The organism is Aliiroseovarius salicola (assembly GCF_027891095.1).
Taxonomy (GTDB): domain Bacteria; phylum Pseudomonadota; class Alphaproteobacteria; order Rhodobacterales; family Rhodobacteraceae; genus Aliiroseovarius; species Aliiroseovarius salicola.
In genome coordinates this window covers 86,285-109,310 of sequence record NZ_JAQIIO010000003.1, presented here as the reverse complement: position 1 = coordinate 109,310, position 23,026 = coordinate 86,285, and the positions used below count along the sequence as shown (strand labels likewise).

26 protein-coding genes are annotated in these 23,026 nt (G+C 57.2%); 15 read left to right on the top strand and 11 right to left on the bottom strand.

Going from position 1 to position 23,026, the window contains the following annotated elements; all coding sequences use genetic code 11:
- Positions 1 to 11 precede the first annotated feature (11 nt).
- The 4 genes from O2N63_RS06655 to ubiT are packed head-to-tail and all read right to left on the bottom strand — an operon-like array spanning position 12 to position 2,993.
- Entirely contained in the window at positions 12 to 533 is a 522-nt protein-coding gene (locus O2N63_RS06655; RefSeq protein WP_271053479.1) for a DUF2478 domain-containing protein, read from the bottom strand.
- A gap of 18 nt (positions 534 to 551) precedes the next feature.
- Entirely contained in the window at positions 552 to 1,451 is a 900-nt protein-coding gene (gene ubiV, locus O2N63_RS06650; RefSeq protein WP_271053478.1) for a ubiquinone anaerobic biosynthesis protein UbiV, read from the bottom strand.
- Between the two features lie 22 nt (positions 1,452 to 1,473).
- Positions 1,474 to 2,451: a ubiquinone anaerobic biosynthesis protein UbiU gene (gene ubiU, locus O2N63_RS06645; protein WP_271053817.1), complete on the bottom strand. Its 978-nt coding sequence runs from the start codon at positions 2,449 to 2,451 to the stop codon at positions 1,474 to 1,476.
- A complete protein-coding gene (ubiT, locus tag O2N63_RS06640) occupies positions 2,451 to 2,993 on the bottom strand; it encodes a ubiquinone anaerobic biosynthesis accessory factor UbiT (protein WP_271053477.1) in 543 nt (180 codons plus the stop codon). Before ubiT ends, ubiU begins: the two co-directional genes overlap by 1 nt.
- Positions 2,994 to 3,137: 144 nt before the next feature.
- On the opposite strand from ubiT, the gene O2N63_RS06635 reads away from it, so the two are divergent.
- Positions 3,138 to 4,646, top strand: a complete 1,509-nt coding sequence (locus O2N63_RS06635; protein WP_271053476.1) for a UbiD family decarboxylase — start codon at positions 3,138 to 3,140, stop codon at positions 4,644 to 4,646.
- Positions 4,643 to 5,209, top strand: coding sequence for a UbiX family flavin prenyltransferase (locus O2N63_RS06630; RefSeq protein ID WP_271053475.1), 567 nt, complete (start codon positions 4,643 to 4,645; stop codon positions 5,207 to 5,209). Before O2N63_RS06635 ends, O2N63_RS06630 begins: the two co-directional genes overlap by 4 nt.
- Here the strand turns inward: O2N63_RS06630 and O2N63_RS06625 are convergent, their stop codons facing one another.
- The 5 genes from O2N63_RS06625 to O2N63_RS06605 all read right to left on the bottom strand — a co-directional run bounded on the left by O2N63_RS06625 (position 5,210) and on the right by O2N63_RS06605 (position 8,743).
- Positions 5,210 to 5,623, bottom strand: a complete 414-nt coding sequence (locus O2N63_RS06625) for a CBS domain-containing protein (protein ID WP_271053474.1) — start codon at positions 5,621 to 5,623, stop codon at positions 5,210 to 5,212.
- A complete protein-coding gene (locus O2N63_RS06620; RefSeq protein ID WP_271053473.1) occupies positions 5,620 to 5,973 on the bottom strand; it encodes a P-II family nitrogen regulator in 354 nt (117 codons plus the stop codon). The genes O2N63_RS06625 and O2N63_RS06620 overlap by 4 nt, the downstream gene beginning before the upstream one ends.
- The gene (locus O2N63_RS06615; RefSeq protein ID WP_271053472.1) at positions 5,970 to 6,752 is read right to left on the bottom strand and encodes a DUF1538 domain-containing protein; all 783 of its coding nucleotides are present in this window, start codon (positions 6,750 to 6,752) and stop codon (positions 5,970 to 5,972) included. The genes O2N63_RS06620 and O2N63_RS06615 overlap by 4 nt, the downstream gene beginning before the upstream one ends.
- Positions 6,749 to 7,492 carry a DUF1538 domain-containing protein gene (locus O2N63_RS06610; RefSeq protein ID WP_271053471.1) on the bottom strand — a complete coding sequence of 248 codons (744 nt, stop codon included), beginning with the start codon at positions 7,490 to 7,492 and terminating at the stop codon, positions 6,749 to 6,751. The genes O2N63_RS06615 and O2N63_RS06610 overlap by 4 nt, the downstream gene beginning before the upstream one ends.
- 210 nt (positions 7,493 to 7,702) lie before the next feature.
- Positions 7,703 to 8,743: a LacI family DNA-binding transcriptional regulator gene (locus O2N63_RS06605; RefSeq protein ID WP_271053470.1), complete on the bottom strand. Its 1,041-nt coding sequence runs from the start codon at positions 8,741 to 8,743 to the stop codon at positions 7,703 to 7,705.
- A 132-nt stretch (positions 8,744 to 8,875) separates the two neighbouring features.
- Here O2N63_RS06605 and O2N63_RS06600 point away from each other — a divergent pair, with 132 nt between their 5' ends.
- The 12 genes from O2N63_RS06600 (at position 8,876) to O2N63_RS06545 (ending at position 20,776) form a co-directional block, all read left to right on the top strand.
- Positions 8,876 to 9,055 carry a hypothetical protein gene (locus O2N63_RS06600; protein WP_271053469.1) on the top strand — a complete coding sequence of 60 codons (180 nt, stop codon included), beginning with the start codon at positions 8,876 to 8,878 and terminating at the stop codon, positions 9,053 to 9,055.
- A 30-nt stretch (positions 9,056 to 9,085) separates the two neighbouring features.
- Positions 9,086 to 10,231 (top strand): TRAP transporter substrate-binding protein, encoded by a 1,146-nt coding sequence (locus O2N63_RS06595; protein ID WP_271053468.1) that lies wholly within the window; start codon positions 9,086 to 9,088, stop codon positions 10,229 to 10,231.
- 102 nt (positions 10,232 to 10,333) lie between these two features.
- Complete coding sequence (locus O2N63_RS06590) at positions 10,334 to 10,846, top strand: TRAP transporter small permease (RefSeq protein ID WP_271053467.1); 513 nt, start codon at positions 10,334 to 10,336, stop codon at positions 10,844 to 10,846.
- A gap of 11 nt (positions 10,847 to 10,857) precedes the next feature.
- Positions 10,858 to 12,186 carry a TRAP transporter large permease gene (locus O2N63_RS06585; RefSeq protein ID WP_271053466.1) on the top strand — a complete coding sequence of 443 codons (1,329 nt, stop codon included), beginning with the start codon at positions 10,858 to 10,860 and terminating at the stop codon, positions 12,184 to 12,186.
- A 12-nt stretch (positions 12,187 to 12,198) separates the two neighbouring features.
- Complete coding sequence (hisD, locus tag O2N63_RS06580; protein ID WP_271053465.1) at positions 12,199 to 13,506, top strand: histidinol dehydrogenase; 1,308 nt, start codon at positions 12,199 to 12,201, stop codon at positions 13,504 to 13,506.
- A complete protein-coding gene (locus O2N63_RS06575; RefSeq protein ID WP_271053464.1) occupies positions 13,499 to 14,260 on the top strand; it encodes an SDR family NAD(P)-dependent oxidoreductase in 762 nt (253 codons plus the stop codon). Before hisD ends, O2N63_RS06575 begins: the two co-directional genes overlap by 8 nt.
- Positions 14,257 to 15,237, top strand: coding sequence for a zinc-dependent alcohol dehydrogenase (locus tag O2N63_RS06570; RefSeq protein WP_271053463.1), 981 nt, complete (start codon positions 14,257 to 14,259; stop codon positions 15,235 to 15,237). The genes O2N63_RS06575 and O2N63_RS06570 overlap by 4 nt, the downstream gene beginning before the upstream one ends.
- A gap of 27 nt (positions 15,238 to 15,264) precedes the next feature.
- A complete protein-coding gene (locus tag O2N63_RS06565) occupies positions 15,265 to 15,675 on the top strand; it encodes a universal stress protein (RefSeq protein ID WP_271053462.1) in 411 nt (136 codons plus the stop codon).
- 35 nt (positions 15,676 to 15,710) lie between these two features.
- A complete protein-coding gene (gene comD / locus O2N63_RS06560; RefSeq protein ID WP_271053461.1) occupies positions 15,711 to 16,217 on the top strand; it encodes a sulfopyruvate decarboxylase subunit alpha in 507 nt (168 codons plus the stop codon).
- Positions 16,214 to 16,768: a sulfopyruvate decarboxylase subunit beta gene (gene comE / locus O2N63_RS06555; RefSeq protein ID WP_271053460.1), complete on the top strand. Its 555-nt coding sequence runs from the start codon at positions 16,214 to 16,216 to the stop codon at positions 16,766 to 16,768. The genes comD and comE overlap by 4 nt, the downstream gene beginning before the upstream one ends.
- Positions 16,768 to 17,880 (top strand): alpha-hydroxy acid oxidase, encoded by a 1,113-nt coding sequence (locus O2N63_RS06550; protein ID WP_271053459.1) that lies wholly within the window; start codon positions 16,768 to 16,770, stop codon positions 17,878 to 17,880. Before comE ends, O2N63_RS06550 begins: the two co-directional genes overlap by 1 nt.
- Before the next feature lie 283 nt (positions 17,881 to 18,163).
- The gene (locus tag O2N63_RS06545) at positions 18,164 to 20,776 is read left to right on the top strand and encodes a cation-translocating P-type ATPase (protein ID WP_271053458.1); all 2,613 of its coding nucleotides are present in this window, start codon (positions 18,164 to 18,166) and stop codon (positions 20,774 to 20,776) included.
- A gap of 209 nt (positions 20,777 to 20,985) precedes the next feature.
- Here the strand turns inward: O2N63_RS06545 and hchA are convergent, their stop codons facing one another.
- Together hchA and O2N63_RS06535 are read right to left on the bottom strand one after the other, a co-directional pair.
- Positions 20,986 to 21,846 (bottom strand): glyoxalase III HchA, encoded by an 861-nt coding sequence (gene hchA, locus O2N63_RS06540; protein ID WP_271053457.1) that lies wholly within the window; start codon positions 21,844 to 21,846, stop codon positions 20,986 to 20,988.
- An 8-nt stretch (positions 21,847 to 21,854) separates the two neighbouring features.
- Positions 21,855 to 22,496: an NAD(P)H-dependent oxidoreductase gene (locus O2N63_RS06535; protein WP_271053456.1), complete on the bottom strand. Its 642-nt coding sequence runs from the start codon at positions 22,494 to 22,496 to the stop codon at positions 21,855 to 21,857.
- Between the two features lie 125 nt (positions 22,497 to 22,621).
- Here O2N63_RS06535 and O2N63_RS06530 point away from each other — a divergent pair, with 125 nt between their 5' ends.
- Positions 22,622 to 22,987 carry a winged helix-turn-helix transcriptional regulator gene (locus O2N63_RS06530; RefSeq protein WP_271053455.1) on the top strand — a complete coding sequence of 122 codons (366 nt, stop codon included), beginning with the start codon at positions 22,622 to 22,624 and terminating at the stop codon, positions 22,985 to 22,987.
- Positions 22,988 to 23,026 lie beyond the last annotated feature (39 nt).

Below are 23,026 nucleotides of genomic sequence, written 5' to 3'. Positions count from 1 at the left end.
TTCCCCAGCAATCACTTTGCGTTGTCTTGAGCGATGACATGTCGGCACCAGGCCAGGATCGCGTCCATCTCAGGCACGAGTTCCACCGCTTCGCCACCGGCAAATTCGTCAAAAGCCTCGCGGCTGTTCAGCCCAACACCAACCAGCACCGGCACACCTTGTTCAACAGCTTTTCCAATAGCCGAGACAAATCCCCGGCCATTCAGCTCTTCGGGGCCGAACTTGTTGAGAACAAACATGTCTGATCCGCTCAGATCTCCTGCCTCAACCAGAGACACCGCCTCGGCGATGGCACCGGGGTCCAGCCGACAGGCATCGGATCCGGCCCCAAGGTTCTGGGTAATCTGGATGACTTTCCCCTCCGGCAGCACCCGCACTTTCATGTCACAGCCATTGTCGAACTGGCTGTCATGTGATTGATCTTTGACAATCCCGGCAAGGCGAGACCCTTCAGCGAGCAGTTCCTCGGACACCTCGGACAGAAGACGATCCACTTCACCCCGTTCCGATGAGCTAATTCGTGCGATTTTCATCTGACGTCTCCTTTATCTTCAGGCCGATGCCCCGGACCAATCCACCCCGCGCGCGCCGGTCAGGAAGCCGTCCGACAGGCGGGTATTGCTGTCCAGAGCGATGATATCGTTGACCGATTGCTCAGGTGTCACTGTTCCGTCAAGAACCCGGCGATATATGGCACAAAGCTCCATGAACCCGTTGGATTGCGGCGATAGGCGCAAGGCGCTCACACCGGCATCCCGCAGGATATCAATCTGGTGCACTGCACAGGCATAGCTGTCAGACAGGGTTTGCACGCCGTTCATGGTCAAAAACGGTTTGTCTTCCTGCGTGCGCACATCCAGACCGTCGAGATCCTCTTCGCAGGCAAACTGGCAATTGTCCTTGGTGCGCCCATGGCGGCGCGCATGATAACACCGCCCTGAAATCGCCAGAGGCAGGCGACCATGGCCCCAAGCCTCAATCACCAAGCCCAGGTCAGCCCCTTTCGCTGCCAGCGCTTGAACCGATTCCAATGGCAGCTCCGGCGGCAGACAGACCCGAATTGCCCCACGGCGCTTCAGCCAATCCAAGGTTCCCTCATTGTAAACATTCACCAGCGGCCCCACAGAGAACTGCGCACCTTCCGGCAAATAGCTGATGGCGGTAAGATCGTTGATCTCAATCTCCACCCCCATTTCCACCAGTTCAGCGGTCAGCTTGCGCTCGCGTTTCAGCGTCACCAGAGCAAGTGACGTCAGAGCCACCTGCTTGCCTGCCTCAACCAGCGTCGAGATCGCCTCGGGGATGCGGTCATCATAAAACGGCAAGCGCTTTGAGCACACAAGCTCGCCCAGCGACACCCGTTCTACCGGGGCTTTGGCAAGATCGTCATAAAAGCTGCTCCAGCGATCAGCGGACCAGAAAAACTGGTTGGGTCCTACGGTCAGTTCCATCTGTCTCTCCTTACCGCCCAAATCATCGCCAAGTTTTCTTGTAAGCGCCGGTGGTCATCGCCCCGCCTTCCGACAGGCGCGCGAGCATCCCCTCGGGCATCGGCAATCCCGCGTCCAGCGCATCAACTGCGGCGCGGAAGTTCTTCACCACCTGCGCCACGTAAGACCGAGAGCGCTGCCGCCCTTCGATCTTCAGCGCGGTCACACCCGCCTTATCAAGCTGTGGGATGAGTTTCTCGGCGTTCAGACTGACCGGATCTTCGAAGAGGTGCCCCTCTTTGCCACCCGCCGTGAAACAGCCTTTGCAGAGCGTCGGATAGGGCGCGCTTTCCTCCTTGCCGACCCGGTGAATTGTGTAGCCGCCCAGCTTGGCATCCAGCACGCCGCCTTCGTCGTGATATTCAACATGGCTTGCGGGAGAGCACACCCCGTTCATATTCGGCGACCGACCCGTGGCGTAGGAGGACAGCGAACACCGTCCTTCAGCCATCACGCAAAGGCCTCCGAAGACAAACACCTCGGTCTCAACCTCGGTATCGGCATTAATCGCTGCGATTTCCGGCACCGAGAGCACGCGCGGCAGAACCACTCGTTTCACCCCAAACTCACTGGCGTAGAAATTGACCACATCGGCATTGGCAGCAGCGGCCTGCACGGACAAATGTCGACGCAATCCGGGGTGATTGCGGGCAGCATAATCCAGAAGACCAATGTCCGCGAGGATCACCGCATCAGCACCACAGCTTTCCGCATCTGACACCGCGCGGTGCCAGATCGCCTCACTGCCTGCCCGCGGGAAGGTGTTGATGGCAATCAGAACCTTCGACCCGTGCTGATGAGCAAAAGCAATCCCTTCGCGCATTTCCTCCCGGTCGAAATTCAGACCGGGGAAGTTGCGGGCGTTGGTCTCATCGGCAAAGCCGCAGTAAATCGTGTGCGCACCGGCTTTTACGGCGGCACGCAAAGCAGCAGGCGTACCCGCAGGACATACAATCTCCATCACCAGACCTCCAACTCGTCCTGACGGCTCAGACTCACGCCTGTGCGGTTCTCAATGAAAGACAGTGCCTTTTGCAGCGGAGCGGCCAGTGGGCCCGAGATCTGGGCCACTTCTGCGCTCAGATCCAGTTCAGCATCATCAATGGCGTTGCGCAGGGCAAGCGCGGCAGAGGTATCCCCCTCGATCACCAGATCGCGTGAAAAGAACAGGGCGTCGCCGTCATAGGCCCCATGCACCAATCCCAGAAGGCCGGCCAGTGGCCCTGCAATGCGAGCCTCCCCTTGCCCCGAGCCACGCACAACCTTGATTTTGGGTTGTCCCCCGTTTGGTTGCATCTCAATCACAAACGGCAGATCGGTCGGGTCAATAACAAACCGCGTATGGTCAAACTCCCCCAACCGCCGAAACAGACCGGGGTGGTGCTTGGCAATCCTGCGCGCATAGGCGGTGAGGGAAAACGACAATGGAGTCAAAGGCAAACGCCGCAACGCCCGTGCCGCAAGCGGCGGGAGCTGCGGGATCGACAGTGCTGGCTGGGTCAAATGGAGCTCCTTTCCCACCCTGGGGTCAACTGTGTCCGTGGGAAAGTGCTACGCCTCTGAAACCTGCGACGAATTGACCATTGTCAATTCGGGTCAAGAAAATTGGTGTTAATTGCGGGAAATCCAAAACGCAGGAGGTCCGCGTTGCGTTCCCATCCCCCCTATCCCAGCCTTCGCAGCTTTCTCGATTGGTGCCGGGATGCAGATCAGTTTCAGACCATTTTGGAACCGGTTTCGATCAATCACCAGCTGACCGCCGTGCACCGGCAGGTTCTTGAAGCAAGCGGGCCGGTTCTCCAGTTTGACCATCCGGTGAAAGCAGATGGCACGCATGCTGATATGCCTGTGGTCACAAACCTTTTTGGCACAACGTCACGGGTCGCCGCCGGTTTGGGGATCTCTCTTGAACAAGTGCCGGATCTTGGTGCTTTCCTCGCAGCGTTACGCGCCCCGACACCGCCGGAAGGGATGCGCGATGCCTTGTCGCGCTGGCCAATGCTGAAGGCGGCGCTTGCCACTCGGCCCAAGATCACGCGCAAAGCGGCGGTGCAGGAGGTGGTGAAGGAAGGTGACGAGATTGATCTTTCCGATATTCCCATCTGCACACACTGGCCCGGCGATGCTGGCCCACTGATCACCTGGCCCATCGTTCTGACCCGCCCTCACGGCACCGAAGCCGAGGATGTGGCGCGCTATAATGCAGGTGTTTACCGTGCACAGGTGATTGAACGTGACAAGATCATCATGCGTTGGCTGGCTCATCGTGGCGGTGCGCATCATCATCAAAGCTGGGGCCGTGAGAGTGAAAAGACACCGGTGGCAATCGTGCTTGGCGCGGACCCCGCGATGCTTCTCTCCGCAGCACTCCCCCTGCCGGAAACCGTGTCCGAACTCACCTTTTCAGGCGCTCTGAACGGGCACCGCCCCCGATTGGTCGCCGCGAAGACGATCCCGATGATGGTCCCTGCGGAGGCCGAGATTGTGATCGAAGGCTATGTGTCCCCCACTGAAATGGCACCAGAAGGTCCGTTTGGCGATCACACCGGATATTATAATAATGCCGAGGATTTCCCGGTGATGACTGTCACGGGCATCACTCACCGTAAAGACCCGCTTTACCTGTCGACCTACACAGGGCGCCCGCCGGATGAACCGGCGATCATTGGTGAGGTGTTCAATCAACTCGCGCTTCCAACCATTCAGGCGCAGATCCCCGAGATCCATGACCTGTGGCTGCCCCCTGCCGCCTGTTCTTATCGCATGGCCGTCGTGAGCATCCGAAAGAGGTACCCCGGTCAGGCGCGTCGCGTAATGATGGCACTGTGGGGAATGTTGCCTCAATTCAGTTATACCAAGATGATTGTGGTGGTGGATGACGACATCGACCCGCGCAACTGGGATGACATTTCATGGGCGCTGGCGACGCGGATGGACCCGAGCCGCGATGTGATGATGGTGGAAAACACACCGATGGACTACCTCGATTTCGCCTCTCCCAAGGCAGGCCTTGCAGGAAAGATGGGGATCGACGCCACCAACAAATTGGATGAAGAAACGACGCGGGATTGGGGCACCGTCATGCAGACCGCCCCCGAAGATGCGGCTTTTGCTGCCGACCTTCTGTCCCGCGTAATGCCGGAGATGAAGACATGAGCAAACGAGTCATTCTAGGCATTTCTGGAGCGTCCGGGGCCGCACTTGGATTATCTGTGGCCCAACAACTGAACGACATGGGTGCGGAGCTGGATCTGGTGATCAGCCCAGCTGCCGAACGGACACTAACGGAAGAATGTGGCGCAGGTGCCTTGGCAACGGTGAAGGACTTCGCGAACACCTGCCACGATATCCGCAATATCGGTGCGTCCATCGCGTCTGGATCGGTGCCACTCGCAGGCATGATCGTCGCCCCCAGCTCGATGCGCAGCCTCGCCGCGATCTCCAACGGGCTGGATGATAACCTTCTGACACGTGCCGCCGGGGTGCAGCTTAAGGAGCGGCGAAGGCTGGTGCTTCTGGCGCGTGAGGCCCCACTGACACTGGCCCATCTGCGCAATATGACAAGCGTGACCGAAATGGGCGCCATCGTGATGCCGCCAGTTCCCGCCTTTTATCTGAGACCAGACAGCGTGGATGCGATCGTCACCCAGATCGCTGCGAGGGCGATTGATCTGCTCGGAATGGGCAATCCTCAGGCACAGGCCTGGTCGGAAATCTGATCAGTCTTTCGGGAACTTATCGCGAAACTCTGCCAGAGTTAAACCACGCAAAGTCACATAGCCGACGACCTTGTCCGCATCCGTGGCAATCGCATGTTCAGCCCCCAATCGGGTCAAAAGGCGGATAGCATAGCGTGCCTGCATGCCCGCCGGGACAATCAGGGCAGGTTTTTCCATGATCTCATAAACGCTCACCCGGCCGGGATTGCGGCTGGGGGCGATCACGTCGCGGCCAATCATACCGATGGTGATAACCCCGTATTCATCCGCAGGATCCCGCTTGTCGATCACAAGCGCATCCAGCCCGGTTTCTTCCATGAGTTCAAGCGCCTTGCGAGTTGAGGACAGGCCATCAATCAGGCGCAGCTCGGTCTGCATCGCATCGCGCACATGGGTCATTTCCGGCTGGCTCATAGCTCATCCTCCTTCAGAACATTGCGCAGGGCCGCCACCTGGCTTTCCAACCCAATCGCATCTTCGATGTCGATCTGGAAGACCACTCCACTTCCTGGTTCCTCGCAAAAGGATCCGGCATCAGCGATGGTTTCCATAATGTCCGTGGCCCGGTGTTCCTCGACCAGAAACAGCGCCATATCGCGCTGGCCAGCAACAGTAAGCCCAAGGAAGCTTTTCTTCTGCTTGAGCCCCTCACCCCGTACCGAGGTAATCACGGTTGCCCCGGTTGCCCCCGCCGCGCGGGCGGCATCCAGCACGATATCGGTCTTGGCGTCTTCCACCAAGGCAATGATAAGTTTGAACTTCATGGCGCTCCCTCTCTGTCGCCTTCGACTATCTGTGTAATACCCTTTCGCCGGGCTTGCCAATCCACCAACTGTGCATATCCCATGACGGTGATCATCGGAAACAGGCTGGCAAGGGCGACAAGGCCGAAGCCATCCAGCACTGGGCTGCGCCCCGGCACGGTTGAGGCCAACCCTAGCCCGAGTGCTGCCACGAGTGGCACGGTCACGGTGGACGTGGTCACCCCTCCGCTGTCATAGGCCAGCGGAACGATCATTTTTGGGGCCGTAATCGTTTGGGCGATCACGATGACATAGCCCACGATCATGTAGAGATAGAGCGGCGTGCCGGTTACAATCCGAAACGTGCCGACCGACAGACTCAGCGCCACTCCAACCGCCACTGCGATCCGCAGCCCCCAGGCGCTGACCGCCCCCCCCGATACATCCCGCGCCTTCAGTGCCACGGCAATAAGCGATGGTTCGGCAATAGTGGTGGAAAATCCAATCGCAAAGGCGAAGAGATAGGTCCAGCCATGCGCCGACCAATCGGCGGGATTGCCAATGAAGGATGGATCGGTCAATTGACGCGCCATGCTCTCGCCGATTGGGAACAGGGCATATTCCAAGCCAAACAGGAACAGCCCCAATCCCAACACAACATAGACGGACCCGATCAGAACCTGCGGCAGGTGCGGCACCGGTTTGCGCAGGACAACCAACTGGAAAAAAATCAAAATTCCAGCAATCGGCAGGATGTCCAGCACGGTGGACAGAATGGTCTGGAACAGGGCTGCGATCATGATGAAGCCCCCCAGATGCCAAATCCCAATACGAAGATGATCGGCAAGAGCGAGGCAAAGGCGACAAGTCCAAACCCGTCAATCATCGGATTGCGCCCCTTGATCACGCTGGCCAGCCCCACACCCAATGCGGTGGTCAGTGGAACGGTCACCGTAGACGTCGTCACGCCGCCACTGTCATAAGCGATGCCAATGATCTCGGGGGGGGCAAACCACGTCATGATCACCACAATCACATAACCGCCAATGATCAGATATTGGATCGGCCACCCGAGCAGGATCCGCATCACCCCAATGACCAGCGACGCGCCCACGGCGACCGCCACAGTATATCGCAACGCATCTGCGTAGTCGGTTTGCGCGACCGGATCGTCCGCTACAGCCCCAATCAAGGTCATGGTGCGCGCAGCCTCACCTGTCACCGCGATCAAGGCGGGTTCGGCTACGGTGGTTCCAAAACCCAGCGCGAAAGAGAACAGCAAAAGCCAGAACAGGTTACCCTTATTGGCAAAGGCGTCGGCAAGACTTTCTCCCAAAGGAAACAGCGCCAATTCCAGCCCGCGGATGAACACCGCAAGTCCCATCATGACAAACAGGAGCCCAATCAGCTTGGTTGACAGATCGTCAATCGGCTGTTTCAGCACCAGGAACTGAAACACCGCAACAACCCCGACAATCGGTGCCAGGTCGCGTGCAGTATCCAAGGTCAGCCGTGACAAGGCCTTGAATTCGGAAAACATGGGTGGGTGCTCGTGCCTCTGGAACGGTTGTCGTGATTTTGGCGGGAAGTTCCACCAGTGAATATGTCCCAGATCAAGGTAAAGTAATTGAGGCGCAACAAAAAGGTTGGAATTTGCGTGGTGTCCAATGTGACAGGCTCAAGTTCTGCCAAAATTCGCTGAACTTCGTGCAGTGTACCCCCAACCTATGAGGATCACAAAATAGCGTGGTTACTTATTCGTAGCTGCGTTTTTCGGCGGTTTTGCCAGGGACTGACGTGACACAATATGCGTGTTGATACAGGTTGAAGCCCCTTCGGAGCTCCCTTCGACCATCGCAATCAATTCCTGCGCAGCCTTGTGGCCCATTTTGCGATGCGGCACATGGACTGTCGTCAGCGGTGGGCTCACAATCTCGGCCAGTTCAATGTCGTCGAAACCTGTGATGGAGACTTCTTCCGGGACTGAAATCCCCATTTTACGAGCACCACGCAGAGCGCCCGCGGCCAAAACGTCGTTGCCGCACATGACAACCGTTGGGCGCGTCGGGCGCGACATGAGGTCGACAAATGCGTTCGCCCCGCTGTCGATCTCATAGGTTGTTTCGACCAACTCCATGCTGTCAGGATCAATGCCATTCGCGCATAGGGCGTCCCTTATCCCAACCACGCGTTTTTGTGCACGGTCGTTCCCCTCAGTGAACCCGGAAATCATCGCGATGCGACTGTGACCGGCATCGATGACGTTCTGCGCCAATTCAAAAATCGCATCCCGATTGCTGAAACCGACCGAAGTTTGCCGCACATCAGGCGAATAGGACCATGCGATGAGCACCGGCACCCGATGTCGTTCAAGATACTCATAGATCTGCTCTTCACGTTCATGTCCGATAAGCAACAGCCCATCAACGCCCCTGGCAACAAGCGTCCGGATCTGTTCCTTCTCGATCCCTGGTTTGTAAGCCGAACTGGACACCAGAAGGGTATAGCCGCGTTCGCGCAATTCATCCTGAAAGGCCTGCAAGCCACGCGCAAAGATCGCGTTCTCCATGGTGGGAATGATGGCGCCAATGGTAAATGACTGTTTTGCGGCCATGACCCGCGCGGCAAAGTTCGGTGTATAGCCCATCTCTTCCACGGCTTTCATGACGCGAATACGCGTCTTTTCCACCACGCGCTCCGGGGAATTCAGGCAACGTGACACCGTCGCTGTCGAGACGCCTGCTTCCTTGGCAACATCGTCAAGTGTCGGTGCTGAACGGGTATTTCCCATATTTTTATCTGCCAATTGTTTCAATTCTTCTTAACATAAATGCGGATAATTACCATCCACAATGTAAACGCTTGCATTTGCCATGTAAGCGCTTACAAATAGTGGTGAACCGATTCTCTAATGGAGCGTATGATGTTTCTTGTCGCCTCAGTCGCCGTATTCATTGTCTTTTTTGCAAATGTTGCCCTCGGCGCATTCGCTGGCAGTGCATTTTTGGGGGACGTAGGGGAAATGTTGGTTCTATTTGCGGCCACAATCCTTTTCGTCGTCGCAATTCTAAAAAAAGAAGCTGACCATAAAAAAGAAAACTAAGGCAGCTGATGAATCCTAAGGGAGGATACCATGAAAAAAGACAATGACGGGCTGAAGTCAGCTGAACGTCGCAATTTCCTGAAGCTCAGCGCTAGCGGCGGTTTCACCGCGGCGATGGTCGTTGGCGCAGGGGGCATGCTTTGGTCAACTGAAGCTGTCGCTCAGACCGCAAAAGAAGAAAAAGAACGCGAGGCTGCAGCTGAACATGTGATGACCGTTGCCACGGCTTATGTCCTGGGCGCGTCGCGCAGCTACCCGATCATGCAACTTGATCTGAAAGAGAACATCCAGAACGCCACCAACGGTAAGGTTTATGTCAAGCTTGCTCCGGGTGGACAGCTGGGCGCTGGCGGTGCGCTGGTACAGAAAGTTCAAGGCGGCACAATTCAGGCAGCACAACACTCGCTGTCGAACTTCGCAGCGTTCGCGTCGACCGTTGACCTGATCAACATGCCGTATCTTTGCGGCTCGAACCAGCGCTTCACCAACCTCGTGAATTCGAGCTTCTGGAAATCCTCTGTAGAGCCGAAAGTAGAAGAAAACGGCTTTAAAGCACTGTTCTATGTCAACATCGACCCACGTGTGGTCGCGGTTCGCAAAGGTGGAGATGCGGTCCTGTCCCCAAGTGATATGGCCGGTGTCAAATTCCGCGTGCCGGGTTCGAAGATGCTGCAACAGTATTACCGCATGGTCGGCGCAAACCCGACGCCCGTCGCTTGGGGCGAAACTCCTTCGGCGATCAAACAAGGCGTTGCAGATGCGTTGGACCCGTCGGTTGGCGCGCTTTACGTCTTTGGTTTCAAGGACATCCTGAGCCATGTGACCTTCACCCAGGCAGTGCCGGATAGCCAAGTATATTCCTGTAATCTGGAATGGTTCAACTCGCTGCCAGCTGACGTACAAGAAGGCGTCATGTGGGGCTCTGAGATGACTGGGCACCAGAACCTCTCCAAAGTGCCATCTGCACGCAGCTACGCCATGGCCGAGCTTGCCAAGGCTGGCGTTCAATTCCACTCGCTCAGCGATGACCAACTGGGAGAATGGAAAGAAGCTGGTGGCTATCAACGTCCCGAATGGGATGACTTCAAGAAAGAGCTTGCTGGCTCCATGGACAACTTTGCCAAAATGGAAGAAGCCGCAGGCACACAGGGCAAGTATTTCGTCCACGACGCATAACTCCCCTTGGGTGCCTCCTTCGTGGGGCACCCCTTTTTTCTCATTCCCTGCGTATGGCGCCACGACGCCTAATGGTCACAGCCTTGGCTGAAGGAACCCGTTATGACACTTCTCAGACGCATAGATCAAAATGCAGAGCGCTGGTTGCTCCTCACTTTCTACGTGATGCTCGTCGTCACAATGGCGACCGAAGTTATTCGACGTGAACTCTTTGCTTACTCCTCAATCTGGGGGGAAGAGATCGTTCGCTACTCCTTTATCTATCTGGCTTGGATCGGGGCCGCTGCTGCGGTCAAGGAACGGGCGCACATCCGTATCGATGTGCTGATGCACTATCTCGGGCCGCGCACAAAAGCGCTGCTCTATATCTTTGGTGATCTTGTGATGCTGATTGTCGCGGTGATCGCCCTCTACTGGTCGTACGAGACAGTACATGTCTCTGCAAAATTCGGATCGGTCAGCCACGGGCTTCGCATTTCGATGGTCTGGTTCCTGATGGCCGTACCGGTCGGATTTGCCCTGATGATCTGGCGTCTGCTGCAATCCCTGTGGCGCGATTTCCACAGCCTTCGTGACGGCACCCCCGTCTTTGAAGGCGACAAATTGTTTGATTGAGGAGAGCGCAGATGCTTTGGCAACAAGTTGGTCAAACCGTTGAGCTGGGCTGGGATTTCTATCTTCCCGTCATAATGTTCGTGGGCCTTATCGCCCTTGCCGTCCCGGTCTGGGCCGCCATCGGCACCGCTGCGATCACCATGCTGGTCATGTCTGGTGATCTACCCCTGTCCGCTGTGGGCGAAAGTCTTTTCACAGGCATCGACGCCTTTGCGCTGACGGCGGTTCCCCTATTTATCCTGACTGGCGACGTTCTGGTACGCACCGGGCTTAGTCGAAAATTCCTCGATGTGGCCGAGGCGCTGACCTGCTGGACCAAAGGCGGTTTTGGGTCGGCTACAGTGCTGGTATGCGGCATGTTCGCTGCCATTTCGGGCTCGGACGCAGCAGGTGCCGCAGCGGTTGGTCGCATGACCATCAACCGCTTGGTGGAAAGCGGCTACCCGCGCCCCTATGCCTGTGCTCTTGTCGCAGCTGGCGCCTGTACCGGGATCCTGATTCCGCCATCAATCGCATATATCATTATCGGCCTCGTTCTGGGTATTTCCGCTTCGACCCTGTTCCTTGCGGCTCTCATCCCGGGCATTGCGATCCTCGTGTCGATCCTGGTCACCAACATCATCATGAACCGCCTCTACAGCTATGAAACCGGCGGCAACATGAGCGTGCGTGAGTGGTCTGCCAATCTGGGCACATCGCTCAAATCCGGCTGGTATGCCTTCATCGTTCCGGGCATCATTTTCTATGGGATCTTTTCGGGCCGTTTGACCCCGACCGAAGCAGGTGCCACGGCCGTCGTCGTGACCATCCTCATGGGCTTCATTCTCCGTACTCTGCGGTTCTCGGACTTCCCGGCAATGCTGGTCAGCTCGGCCAAAGTAAACGGTGTTATCCTGCCAATCATCGCCTTTTCCGCACCTCTGGCCGAAGCGCTGGCGATCATGGGTGTTCCGCAAGGTTTTGTGACCGCCGTGACCGGCCTGACTGATGACCCCTATGTGCTGATCCTTCTGATGATCGGCATCCTGATCGCCGCTGGCTGCGTGATGGAAACCACCCCTAACATCGTGATCCTTGCTCCGATCCTGAAACCGCTCGCCGACAACATCGGCATGAACGAGATCCAGTTCTGCATCATGATGATCACCGCACTTGGTGTGGGCTTTATCACCCCGCCACTGGGCCTGAACCTCTTTGTGGTCTCTGGGATCACGGGCGAGTCGATCCTCAAGATCGCAGCGCGCGCCATTCCCTTTGTTCTGACCATGCTGATCGTGGCGATAATGATTGCCTATATCCCGGCAATTTCGACCACCCTCCTTCCGGATATCTATAAATAGGACCTTCCAGAAATGACTCGTGAATACCTGAAAAAGGCTTCTCTGACACCAAAGTCGGATGCAACTGAGACCCATGAGATCGTTAAGGGCATCCTTGATGATATCGAAGCTGGTGGCGATGCCAAGGCGATGGAGTATGCCGCCAAGTTTGACCAGTATGAGGGCAACGTTCTGTTGACCCCGGAAGAGATCGAGGCCGCTTGCGCCTTGGTGCCCGAGAGGCTCAAGGCCGACATCCGGTTCTCTCATGACAATGTGCGTCGCTTTGCTGAGCTGCAGAAAAGCACCGTTAGCGACGTGGAAACCGAACTGTTGCCGGGCTTCGTGACGGGACAAAAGGCCATCCCCGTAGATGCGGCAGGCTGCTATGTGCCTGGTGGGCGCTATAGCCACATCGCCAGCGCAATCATGACCGTGACCACCGCCAAAGTGGCCGGGTGCAAACATATCACTGCTTGCTCTCCTCCTCGTCCCGGTGTTGGTGTCGCCCCAGCGATTGTCTATGCCGCACATATTTGTGGTGCAGACAAGATCATGGCGATGGGCGGCGTTCAGGGCGTGGCGGCAATGACCTTTGGTCTCTTCGGTCTGCCCAAGGCCAACATCCTTGTCGGACCGGGTAACCAATTTGTGGCGGAAGCCAAACGCATCCTCTTTGGCCGCGTTGGCATCGACATGATTGCAGGACCGACCGATAGCTTGATCCTGGCCGACAAAACAGCTGATGCGCATATTGTGGCCACCGATTTGGTAAGCCAGGCCGAACACGGCTACAACTCGCCCGTTTGGCTTGTGACCGATGATCGCGATCTGGCCGAAGACGTGATGGCACGCGTGCCAAAGTTGATTGACGATCTGCCAGACGTGAACCGTGACAATGCGGCCGCCGCCTGGCGCGACTATGCCGAAGTGATCGTCTGTTCTGATCGTGAAGAAATGGCAGCCTGCTCGGATGATTATGCCCCTGAACACCTGACGGTTCAGGCCGAAGATCTGGATTGGTGGCTGGAGAACCTCACCTGCTATGGCTCGCTCTTCCTGGGCGAAGAGACCACTGTGTCCTATGGAGACAAGGCTGCTGGTACCAACCATGTGCTGCCCACGTCGCGTGCTGCGAGCTATACCGGCGGTTTGTCCGTGCACAAGTATATGAAGATCGTCACCTGGCAGCGCTCTACCCGCGAAGGATCCAAAGCCGTGGCCGAGGCCACAGCCCGCATTTCGCGACTTGAAGGTATGGAAGGTCATGCCCGTGCTGCCGATGTGCGACTGGAAAAATACTTCCCGAATGAAACTTTTGATCTGAGCGCAAATGGCTGATCTGGGATCTCTGTTTGACCTGACAGGCAAAGTCGCCTGCATCACCGGGGCCAGCTCTGGCCTCGGTCGACAGGCTGCTATTGCATTGTCATCGGCTGGCGCAAAGGTCGTGTCGGTTGCCCGCCGGGAACAAGCTCTGCAAGAGCTGTCTTCTGAAATCGGGGAAAATGCGGCACATGTCGCAGCAGATGTTGCTGAACGGGACCAGCTTGAAACCCTGTGTGCCGCCATCTGTGCCCCATTTGGGCCACCGGACATTCTTGTTCACGCTGCGGGAGTAAACACACGCCAAGCAGCAGATGACGTTACCCCTGAAGGATGGGACCAAACACTGGCCCTGAACCTGTCGGCTCCGTTTTTCCTAAGTCAGGCAATGGTCCCGGCAATGAAGGAAAAAGGCTGGGGGCGGATCGTCAATTTTGCCTCACTTCAAACCACACGGGCCTTTCCCGGCGGTATCGCCTATGGCGCCAGCAAGGCAGGTATCGGGCAGTTGACCCGCGCCATGGCCGAAGCCTGGTCTCCTCACGGGATCACAGCCAACGCAATTGGACCGGGATTTTTTCCGACCGAGCTGACCCAAGCCGTATTTCAGGACGATGCCCGCGCCGAACGCAACGCCGCACAAACCTGCATCGGACGCAATGGGCGGCTGGAAGACATGGACGGGCCTTTGCTGTTTCTGTGCTCGGATGCATCGGCCTATGTGACAGGTCAGGTTCTGATGGTTGATGGGGGGTTCACAGCAAAATGAAAGCTCTGGTTTACGACGGTGTTGAAACACTTGGATATCGTGATGTTCCGAAAGCGCGGGCCGGATCGGGTGAACACCTGATACGCATTATGGCATCGGGAATTTGCGGGTCCGACATGCATGCCTATCTGGGGCATGACAATCGGCGCCCTGCCCCGCTTATTCTGGGCCACGAGGCCGCCGGGATCATTGAAGGCGGCCCCAAGGATGGGCAACGCGTTACCATCAATCCGTTGGTGACCTGTGGCACCTGCCCGGCGTGTAGCATGGGACGCGAAAACCTGTGCGCAGACCGCCAGATCATCTCGATGCCTCCGCGCGAGGGCGCATTTGCACAGTATGTCGCCATGCCCGAGAGCAATTTGGTCATCGTGCCAGAGGATGTTCCGCTGACAAAAGCGGCTCTTGCCGAACCGCTTGCCGTCAGTTGGCATGCCGCGCGTCTGGCGCTTGATGCGATGCACCACAAAATGGATCGCACAGCCCTGGTGCTGGGTGGCGGAGCCATTGGCCTTGCGGCCGCCCTTGCCCTGCGCGCCATGGGCGTCGACGATGTCACCATTCTGGAACCTAATGACAATCGCCGCCAATTCTTGGCAGAGCGATGCGGACAGACCATCACGGATACCGCAAAGACACCCGTAAGTATCGTCATCGATGCGGTTGGCTATGCTGCCACGCGCGCTATGGCGTCAGAGATTGCGATGCCGGGTGGCGTGATTGCGCATGTGGGTCTGGGCGAAGACACCGATGGGTTGGATGTCCGTCGCATGACGCTTCAGGAAATCACATTTATCGGCACCTACACCTATACCGCACAGGATTTCCGCGACACCGCACAGGCAATCTTTGACGGGCGCCTTGGGCCGCTCGACTGGATGGAATCGCGCGCGCTATCGGACGGGGCGCAAGCGTTTCGTGACCTGCGCGCAGGCGCCGTTGCCGCGCCAAAAATCGTGCTCGACCCGTGGTCGTAAACCGCACCAAAAGAAAGGAAACCAACCATGTATGATAAAATTTTGGTTCCCATGGCCTTGGACCATGGGATTTCCCCTTCAACCCTTGGTGTGGCCAAAGCCCTATGCAATCCCGGCGGAAAAATCATCGCACTCCATGTGTATGAAGCACCTCACAGTTCGGTCGGGGCATATCTGGACAAGGATGTGGTACGCGAGGCCTTTGAACGCGCGCGCACTTTGCTGGTCGAGAAAACAGCGGGGATCCCGGATATCCAGACCGAAATCGTGGTGGGCCACACCTATCGCACCATCATCGAGTTTTCTGCTGATCAAGATATCGGATGCATCGTGATCGGTTCTCACAAACCCGGGCTCAGTGACTACCTGCTCGGGTCAACGGCCGCACGCGTGGTACGCCACGCCCCCTGTGCCGTGCATGTCTATCGAAGCTCCTGACACCCAAGACCATCAACCATAAAGGCCAAATGATCATGAATATCGACAAAAAGATCACAAACGATCTGGTCGCAAACGACGTTTCATTCGTCACCACAGTACCATGCAAACAGCTGGCTGGTGTGATTGACGAGATTGACCAGTGCGAAGACATCTTTCACATTCCTTCGAACAAGGAAGACGAAGGCATGGGCCTTTGTGCAGGTGCATGGATGGGGGGAAAACGCCCTGCCATCATTATGCAAAACACTGCGATCGGCGTGACCATCAACACGCTGGCGACCCTGACCCAGTTTTACCGGATGCCTCTGCCCATGCTGATTTCGTATCGTGGTGAACTGCGCGAACCTGTGGCCTGTCAGGTCGAAATGGCGGTGCATACCAAAGCGCTGTTGGCTCAGCTCAATATCCCCACCTATCACTTCCACCATCAAAGTGATGTCGAAGAATTCGACAACATTTTGAAATACACATACATGTGCAACAAACCCGTGGCGATCCTGACCGACGCCAACTTCTGGGGAGGCTACGGCGACCAATGATCCGTTCTGAAATCCTGCGCGAGATCGCGCCCATTCTTCGTGACCAACTGGTTGTCTGTAACATCGGCATTCCCAGCCAGGAACTACATGCCATCGACGACCAACCATCGAATTTCTACATGCTGGGCACCATGGGTCTTGCGTCCTCGATCGGTCTGGGCCTTGCGCTGGCACAGCCCAAGACCGTGATTGTCATTGATGGGGACGGTTCGGTTCTGACCAACCTTGGAACGCTTCCCACCATCGGTAACAATGCTCCGAACAACTACATCCTGATGATCATCGACAACGGGTCCTATGGGTCCACCGGCGATCAGCCCACCTACACCGGCAAGAAAACCGACCTCGCGGGCATGGCGCGTGCGGCAGGTTGCGACAATGTTGTGGTGGTACAGGACGTGGACACCGGCACAGCGCTGCAAGAGGCGATCGATAGCGGCCAGTCCACCGTGATGGTGGTGAAATGCGACAGCGGCAACGCCAAGATGCCGGTCATCACCATGGATCCGGTCATCATCCGTGATCGCTTTATGAAAGCGGTCGCAAGCTGATGGGAGCCGGAGCTATCCACTGTGCAGAAGATGCCCGCCGCCTGGCGAAACGCAGGCTACCGTGGATGGTTTTCGACTATATCGACGGCTCTGCCGGTCGAGAAACAGGGGCGGCGCGCAATCGTGCCGCCCTTGACGCCGTCACCCTGAAACCCCGCATTCTGAAAGATGTCAGCCAGCGGTCACTCGCCACAGAAGTTTTCGGTGCGCCGATGGATCGCCCCTTTGGGATTGCCCCCATGGGAATGTGCAACCTGTCAGGCCCCGGCGCTGATCTCATGCTGGCCCGCCTTGCAGCGCGTCACCATGTGCCTCACGGGGTGTCCACCGTGGCCTCGACCCCGATGGAAAAGATCATCGAAACCGCCCAAGGCCACGCTTGGTTTCAACTCTATTTCAGCGGTGATGGTGTTGGCACTTTCAAGCTCGTCGAACGGGCGAAAGCGGCTGGTTACAAGACCCTTGTTCTGACCGTTGACGTGCCCGAGGTCGGGCGGCGCCCACGTGAGTTGCGCCACGGTTTCAAGATGCCCTTTCGCATCGGGCCGCGGCAGTTCATCGACTTTGCGCTGCACCCTCGTTGGTCATTGACTTCCCTGTTCAGCGGCAAGCCACAAATGGCGAACTTCGAGATGGACGGGTTCGAATTTGATCGAACCGAAACGAGGGCCAACGTCACTTGGGATACGCTTGCCCGGCTTCGCGATGCGTGGCCCGGCAAGTTGGTGGTCAAAGGGGTGCTGGATGTAGAAGATGCCCAAAAGCTGGCCAATTCAGGTGTCGATGCCATTCAAGTGTCGAGCCATGGCGCTCGACAATTGGAAAGCGCCCCTGCCCCGATTGAGATGCTGGCTAAAATTCGCGCCGAACTTGGGCCAGATTTCCCCCTGTTCTATGACAGTGGCATTCGATCAGGAGAAGACGTCCTGAAGGCACTGACCCTAGGTGCCGACTTCACCTTCGTTGGCCGCGTCCTGCAATTTGCAATCGCCGCCGCCGGTGAGCGCGGACTTGAAAGAATGTGGGATATTCTGAGCGACGAGCTGAGCAGCGCGATGGCCCAGACTGGTGCATCTTCGATTACGGCAATTCACGAGCCAAACCACACATAGTAATCGTGCTGTAGAGCGTAGCAGGGCAGTACCCGTCAGGGCTCTCATGACTGATTGATGTGATGGCGGGTGTTATTGCCGTCGTGGTCGACCAAGCCACCCATTGGCCATTGCCCCCAACAGCGGCCCCTACCCCAACTAAGCGACAGCGGGCCAACGACAAGACGTCTTACGACCGGATCCGCATTGCCACAATCTGGCACTCCCTCATTGGCCGCATTGATCCTGCGCATTGTATCGCAAGAGAATCTGTTCAAGTTTTAAGGCAGATGGAGGCATAGGCGTGCGCAGTGAACCACACCAGAAACCGGCTCCGACCCGATCGGAGAACCTCACCAGCGCGGAAGCGCGGGCGCGCCTTGAAACCTATGGCCCAAATATCGTCGGTGAGACCCGGATCACGCCGATCTGGAAAATCCTATTGCGCCAGTTCACCGGCTTTCTTGTCCTGCTGCTGATCGGGGCCAGTCTGGTTGCGTTGCTCTTGGGAGAGACCGTGGATGCGGTAGCAATCGGTCTGGTGGTGCTTTTGAACGGCGGACTGGGCTTTATGCAGGAGTGGAAGGCCGAGACTTCGCTGGCGGCACTGCGCGATATGCTACGACCGAGGGCGAAAGTGATCCGCGATGATGTCCCAGTACTGATCGACAGTCGCGACATTGTCCCCGGTGATCTGGTGTTGCTGGAGGCAGGTGATCAGGTGCCAGCAGATGCCGGAATCGCCTCGGCCATAGGGTTGCGGGTGGACGAAAGCGTACTGACAGGGGAAAGCGTTCCGGTCAGCAAAGACACCGACGGGGTTGATCAACGCGATCAGGTGATGATGGGAACAAATGTCACCGCTGGCCGGGCCGAGGTTGTCGTCAGCGCCACCGGGCCCGCCACCGCATTTGGCAAGATCGCCACTCTGACCGGATCAGTGGAAGAACGCGGCACAAACCTGTCCCGGCAGCTCGGGCGTTTAGGAGGGCAGCTGGGATTTGCGGCTCTTCTGCTTGGGCTGGCGATTGCCCTTACCGGGGTCGCGGTCGGTCGGGATCTGATGGAAATGGTGATGACCGGCATTTCAATGGCGGTGGCGATCATCCCCGAGGGCCTTCCGGCTGTGGTCACAATCAGCCTGGCACTGGGTGCCGGAGCCATGGCGCGGCGCAAGGCACTGGTCCGAAGGCTTCAGGCAATCGAGACATTGGGGGCAGCGTCAGTTATCTGCACCGACAAGACCGGAACGCTTACCGAAAACAAGATGACCGCTTCCGCGCTCTGGATTGCGGGTAAGTCATACAAGGCGGTCGGAACGGGGTATGATCCTGCAGGGCGGATCCTGCTGGAGGACGATCCGGTCCGTTATGGCAGCAACCCGGATTTGGATGACGCTCTGGATGTAATGGTCGGGTGCAGCCATGCCAGCCTGCGCCGCGACGGGGCAAACTGGCAAATGGTTGGCGATCCAACCGAGGGGGCGTTGTTGACGCTGGCCTACAAGGGGTGGTCCCCGGTTCCAGAAGATGCCCCTCTCGCGGAAATCCCGTTCTCGTCGGAACGCAAGCGGATGGGCATGGTGCGCAGAAAAGGCGATGATTTGGTGCTGCTTGCGAAAGGTGCGCCAGAGCAGATCATGGACGCTTCGACAACCTGGCGCAGCCCTGATGGGCAGGTGCCTCTGGATGCCGCCACACGGCAAGACATCGAACAGATCTATGCCGACATGGCCGACCGAGGCCTGCGGGTAATCGCCCTGGCGCAGCATAAAGTCTCCGCTGCCGACGCCCCTGACGAAGATCTGGAATTTCTGGGCCTCGTCGGCATGATTGATCCCCCTCGCCCCGAAGTCCGCGACGCGATCCGTACCTGTATACAGGCGGGTATGTCGATCATGATGATCACGGGGGATGGCCCCCTTACCGCCCGCGCCATTGCCGAAGATCTTAGCCTGCCGGTGGAAAAGCTCATGACCGGAGCAGAGCTGGAAAAGATCGACGACGATGCTCTCGGTGCGCTCTTGAGTGCTCCTGTGCTCTTTGCCCGGACCGCGCCGGAGCACAAGATGCGTCTGGTGCGGATCCTGCAGGCGCAGGGCCATATCGTGGCGATGACCGGAGATGGGGTGAATGATGCTCCGGCTCTCAAACAGGCTGATATCGGTGTGGCAATGGGCATCCGTGGCACCGATGTTGCTAAGGGGGCCTCAGACCTCGTGCTTCTTGATGACAACTTCGCCACGCTGAAAGGTGCCATTCGCGAAGGGCGACGCCAATTTGCCAATATTCAGCGTTTTGTGCGTTATCTGCTGTCGTCCAACGCAGGCGAGGTGGTGGCGATCTTGATCAATCTCATGCTTGGCGGTCCGCTGATCTACCTCCCAACGCAGATCCTGTGGATGAACCTTGTGACCGATGGGGTCACGGCGCTGACCCTTGGGCTGGAACCCGGCACCCCCGAACAGATGACGGCGCCGCCCCGGCGCCCGGATGCTGGCATTCTGGACCGCTGGGCTTTGGCGATGATCCTTGCGTTTGGAACCTATACCGGTTTTGCCAGCCTTTACTTGTTTTACACATTCCAGCCAGCCGGTGTGGATGTGGCCCGGACAGCGGCATTTACCGGAATGATCCTGTTTGAGAAAACCAGCGTATTTGCTTTCCGGTCCTTCTCACTGCCCTGTTGGCGTCTTGGCTGGGGATCAAATCCAAAGCTGTTGGTCGCCTTTGCAGCGATGATTTCCTTGCAGTTGCTGGTCGTCTACTGGACGCCACTCCAACAACTGCTGCACGCCGCACCTTTAGGCTGGAAGCATTGGGCAGCAATTATCCTGTTGTCATTACCTTTGATCATTGTCCCTGAGATCATCAAGACAATGCGACTGAAACGCGACCGCCCGACACACTCTCACTAAAGAGGTCTTCCGTATCGTTGGGAAGCCGAGGACCAACAGGCAATCGAGCTTAAAATAGATCAGAGCCGTTCGAAAGTTCATCCCCAAGAGAGCGACCAAGGCAACAAACTTTCATGAATTGCTCCGTCTGGGTTCACACCAATTCGGTGAATGCGAAAGGAGATGCGAGGCGCATGAGTGTCTGCAATGCGCCTCGCTATATTTTGGGCTTAGGTTAAGGACTTCAGCAAGGTTTCCGCTGCCAGTCTGCCAAAATTATTGGCCGCCTTCGGGCTCGCGCCAGTGATCAAGCGACGGTCAACATGGCATGAGTTATCTGCCTTTGTGTTGACGATGGTCACACCCAAGGCATTCAGCTTCTCGCCGAATTTCCATGGCATGTGGCCAGGCATATAACCGATGGCCGGGGTTTGTTTGTCGACAGCATCAGGGAATGCCGCGATTTTGTAACCATTAAAGAGGAACGGGTTTCGATCATCGGCAGCAAGCAAGGCCGCCGGACCATGGCAAATCGCCAGCGTGAACAGATCGCGCCCATTCGCCCATCGCAACAGTTTGCCCAGATCGGCATTCTCCGGCAGCCCGAGCATCGCGCCGTGGCCCCCGGGTAAGAACACCGCAACATAGGGGGCATCATCGGTCATCGAGTTCGCAACGAACTCTGAAAGGCTGCCCGGATTTGCCAGCGCATCCGCGTAGTCACGGAAAAGCTTCATGACATTGGCGTCGTCACGCGGCATCGCCCATTCTTCAATGGCGGCAGGCGCTCCAGTCGGGGTGACGATATCAATCTCGAACCCAGCCGCAATCAGATGCAGCATTGGCAGCCCCATCTCGACCGGATGGTTTCCGGTCGAAAACTTGTTGCCGTTGGCCATGGTCATATTGCGCTCTTCTGTGCAAATCACCAACACCCGCTTTGCGTCGCCCGAATAAGGTGCCGCATAGCTGCCGCCGTCGTAATCCGTCGTCGCAGAGGTCGCCAGCTTCAGCGCCAGGGGCGATGGCTTGAACGCACCGTCATCGGTGGGGGTGGGCGCCACACCAAGCAGTTTTCTTATAAATCCCATAGTTGACCTCAGCTGATCTGTTTGACGATGGTATCGCGCGACTTGCGGACCTTGGGCATCGACAAGAGCCAGTCAGCTGCCTCGTCCCGGTAGCCCAGCGGCATCAGAACCACAGACCGCAGGCCGCGGTCCCGCAGACCAAGGATATCGTCGACGGCCGCCGGGTCAAAGCCTTCCATTGGCGTGCTGTCGACTTCTTGCTCTGCCGCCGCGACCAAGGCAATGCCAAGTGCGATATAAGCCTGGCGTGCAGCATGGGCATAGTTCACCTCTGCATCACGGGGCACGTAGTTGGCTTTGAGGTTGTCGTAATAGCCATGGATCAGAGGCAGATCGCCACGCTCTGTAATGTTCAGACCAACGACTTCGTCGATCCGCTCAGCGGTGTAATTGTCCCACGCCGCGAAAACCAAAAGATGTGAACCTTCGGTGATCTGAGCCTGACCACCTGCCGCTTCCGCAATCTGGCCGCGCAGCTCGGGGTTTGTCACAACGAGCAACTCAAACGGCTGCGTTCCGCTCGAGGTCGGGGCCATGCGCACCGCTTCGATGATGGCATCCAGCTTATCTTGCGGAACCGATTTGGCAGGGTCCATTTTCTTTGTTGCGTAGCGCCAGTTCAGATGATCATTCAGTGTTTTGTTCGACATGTTTTGGTTTCCCTTGTTCAAGGCCCGATAGGGCGGTATACATTTGTTACCGACGATCTAAGGGGAACTTACCATTCCTGCAAGAAGGCACATTTCTGAACCTCGGTCACACAAAAGGAACTGCTATGCTGGACAACGATCAATGCCCCGATTGCAAACGCATCAACGAAGTCTTGTCCCGTGTTGGCGACCGGTGGAGCGTTCTGATTGTCATTTCATTGGCCCAGTACGGGACGTTGCGGTTCAATGAGATCAAACGAAATCTGGGTATTTCGCAGCGAATGCTGAGCCGCACGCTGAAAGAGCTGGAGAGAGACGGGCTCGTGAAACGAACTTACCACCCAACGATCCCGCCAAAGGTTGAATACAACCTCACCGAAATGGGACAGTCCTTTCGTGAGCCGGTAAGTGCGCTAGGTTATTGGGCGTTGGACAATTTATCCAAGATCGACGCCGCGCGCGAAACCTATGATAATAGCGCTGAACAATAGTGCGGACACCCCCACCTAACAGAGCAGGGGCGATCTCAG

Coding starts and splice junctions, on each gene's coding strand:
- O2N63_RS06655 (WP_271053479.1), bottom strand. CDS start 533: ATGAAAATCGCACGAATTAGCTCATCGGAACGGGGTGAAGTGGATCGT.
- ubiV (WP_271053478.1), bottom strand. CDS start 1,451: ATGGAACTGACCGTAGGACCCAACCAGTTTTTCTGGTCCGCTGATCGC.
- ubiU (WP_271053817.1), bottom strand. CDS start 2,451: ATGGAGATTGTATGTCCTGCGGGTACGCCTGCTGCTTTGCGTGCCGCC.
- O2N63_RS06630 (WP_271053475.1), top strand. CDS start 4,643: ATGAGCAAACGAGTCATTCTAGGCATTTCTGGAGCGTCCGGGGCCGCA.
- O2N63_RS06625 (WP_271053474.1), bottom strand. CDS start 5,623: ATGAGCCAGCCGGAAATGACCCATGTGCGCGATGCGATGCAGACCGAG.
- O2N63_RS06620 (WP_271053473.1), bottom strand. CDS start 5,973: ATGAAGTTCAAACTTATCATTGCCTTGGTGGAAGACGCCAAGACCGAT.
- O2N63_RS06615 (WP_271053472.1), bottom strand. CDS start 6,752: ATGATCGCAGCCCTGTTCCAGACCATTCTGTCCACCGTGCTGGACATC.
- O2N63_RS06610 (WP_271053471.1), bottom strand. CDS start 7,492: ATGTTTTCCGAATTCAAGGCCTTGTCACGGCTGACCTTGGATACTGCA.
- O2N63_RS06605 (WP_271053470.1), bottom strand. CDS start 8,743: ATGGGAAATACCCGTTCAGCACCGACACTTGACGATGTTGCCAAGGAA.
- O2N63_RS06600 (WP_271053469.1), top strand. CDS start 8,876: ATGTTTCTTGTCGCCTCAGTCGCCGTATTCATTGTCTTTTTTGCAAAT.
- O2N63_RS06595 (WP_271053468.1), top strand. CDS start 9,086: ATGAAAAAAGACAATGACGGGCTGAAGTCAGCTGAACGTCGCAATTTC.
- O2N63_RS06590 (WP_271053467.1), top strand. CDS start 10,334: ATGACACTTCTCAGACGCATAGATCAAAATGCAGAGCGCTGGTTGCTC.
- O2N63_RS06585 (WP_271053466.1), top strand. CDS start 10,858: ATGCTTTGGCAACAAGTTGGTCAAACCGTTGAGCTGGGCTGGGATTTC.
- hisD (WP_271053465.1), top strand. CDS start 12,199: ATGACTCGTGAATACCTGAAAAAGGCTTCTCTGACACCAAAGTCGGAT.
- O2N63_RS06575 (WP_271053464.1), top strand. CDS start 13,499: ATGGCTGATCTGGGATCTCTGTTTGACCTGACAGGCAAAGTCGCCTGC.
- O2N63_RS06570 (WP_271053463.1), top strand. CDS start 14,257: ATGAAAGCTCTGGTTTACGACGGTGTTGAAACACTTGGATATCGTGAT.
- O2N63_RS06565 (WP_271053462.1), top strand. CDS start 15,265: ATGTATGATAAAATTTTGGTTCCCATGGCCTTGGACCATGGGATTTCC.
- comD (WP_271053461.1), top strand. CDS start 15,711: ATGAATATCGACAAAAAGATCACAAACGATCTGGTCGCAAACGACGTT.
- comE (WP_271053460.1), top strand. CDS start 16,214: ATGATCCGTTCTGAAATCCTGCGCGAGATCGCGCCCATTCTTCGTGAC.
- O2N63_RS06550 (WP_271053459.1), top strand. CDS start 16,768: ATGGGAGCCGGAGCTATCCACTGTGCAGAAGATGCCCGCCGCCTGGCG.
- hchA (WP_271053457.1), bottom strand. CDS start 21,846: ATGGGATTTATAAGAAAACTGCTTGGTGTGGCGCCCACCCCCACCGAT.
- O2N63_RS06535 (WP_271053456.1), bottom strand. CDS start 22,496: ATGTCGAACAAAACACTGAATGATCATCTGAACTGGCGCTACGCAACA.
- O2N63_RS06530 (WP_271053455.1), top strand. CDS start 22,622: ATGCTGGACAACGATCAATGCCCCGATTGCAAACGCATCAACGAAGTC.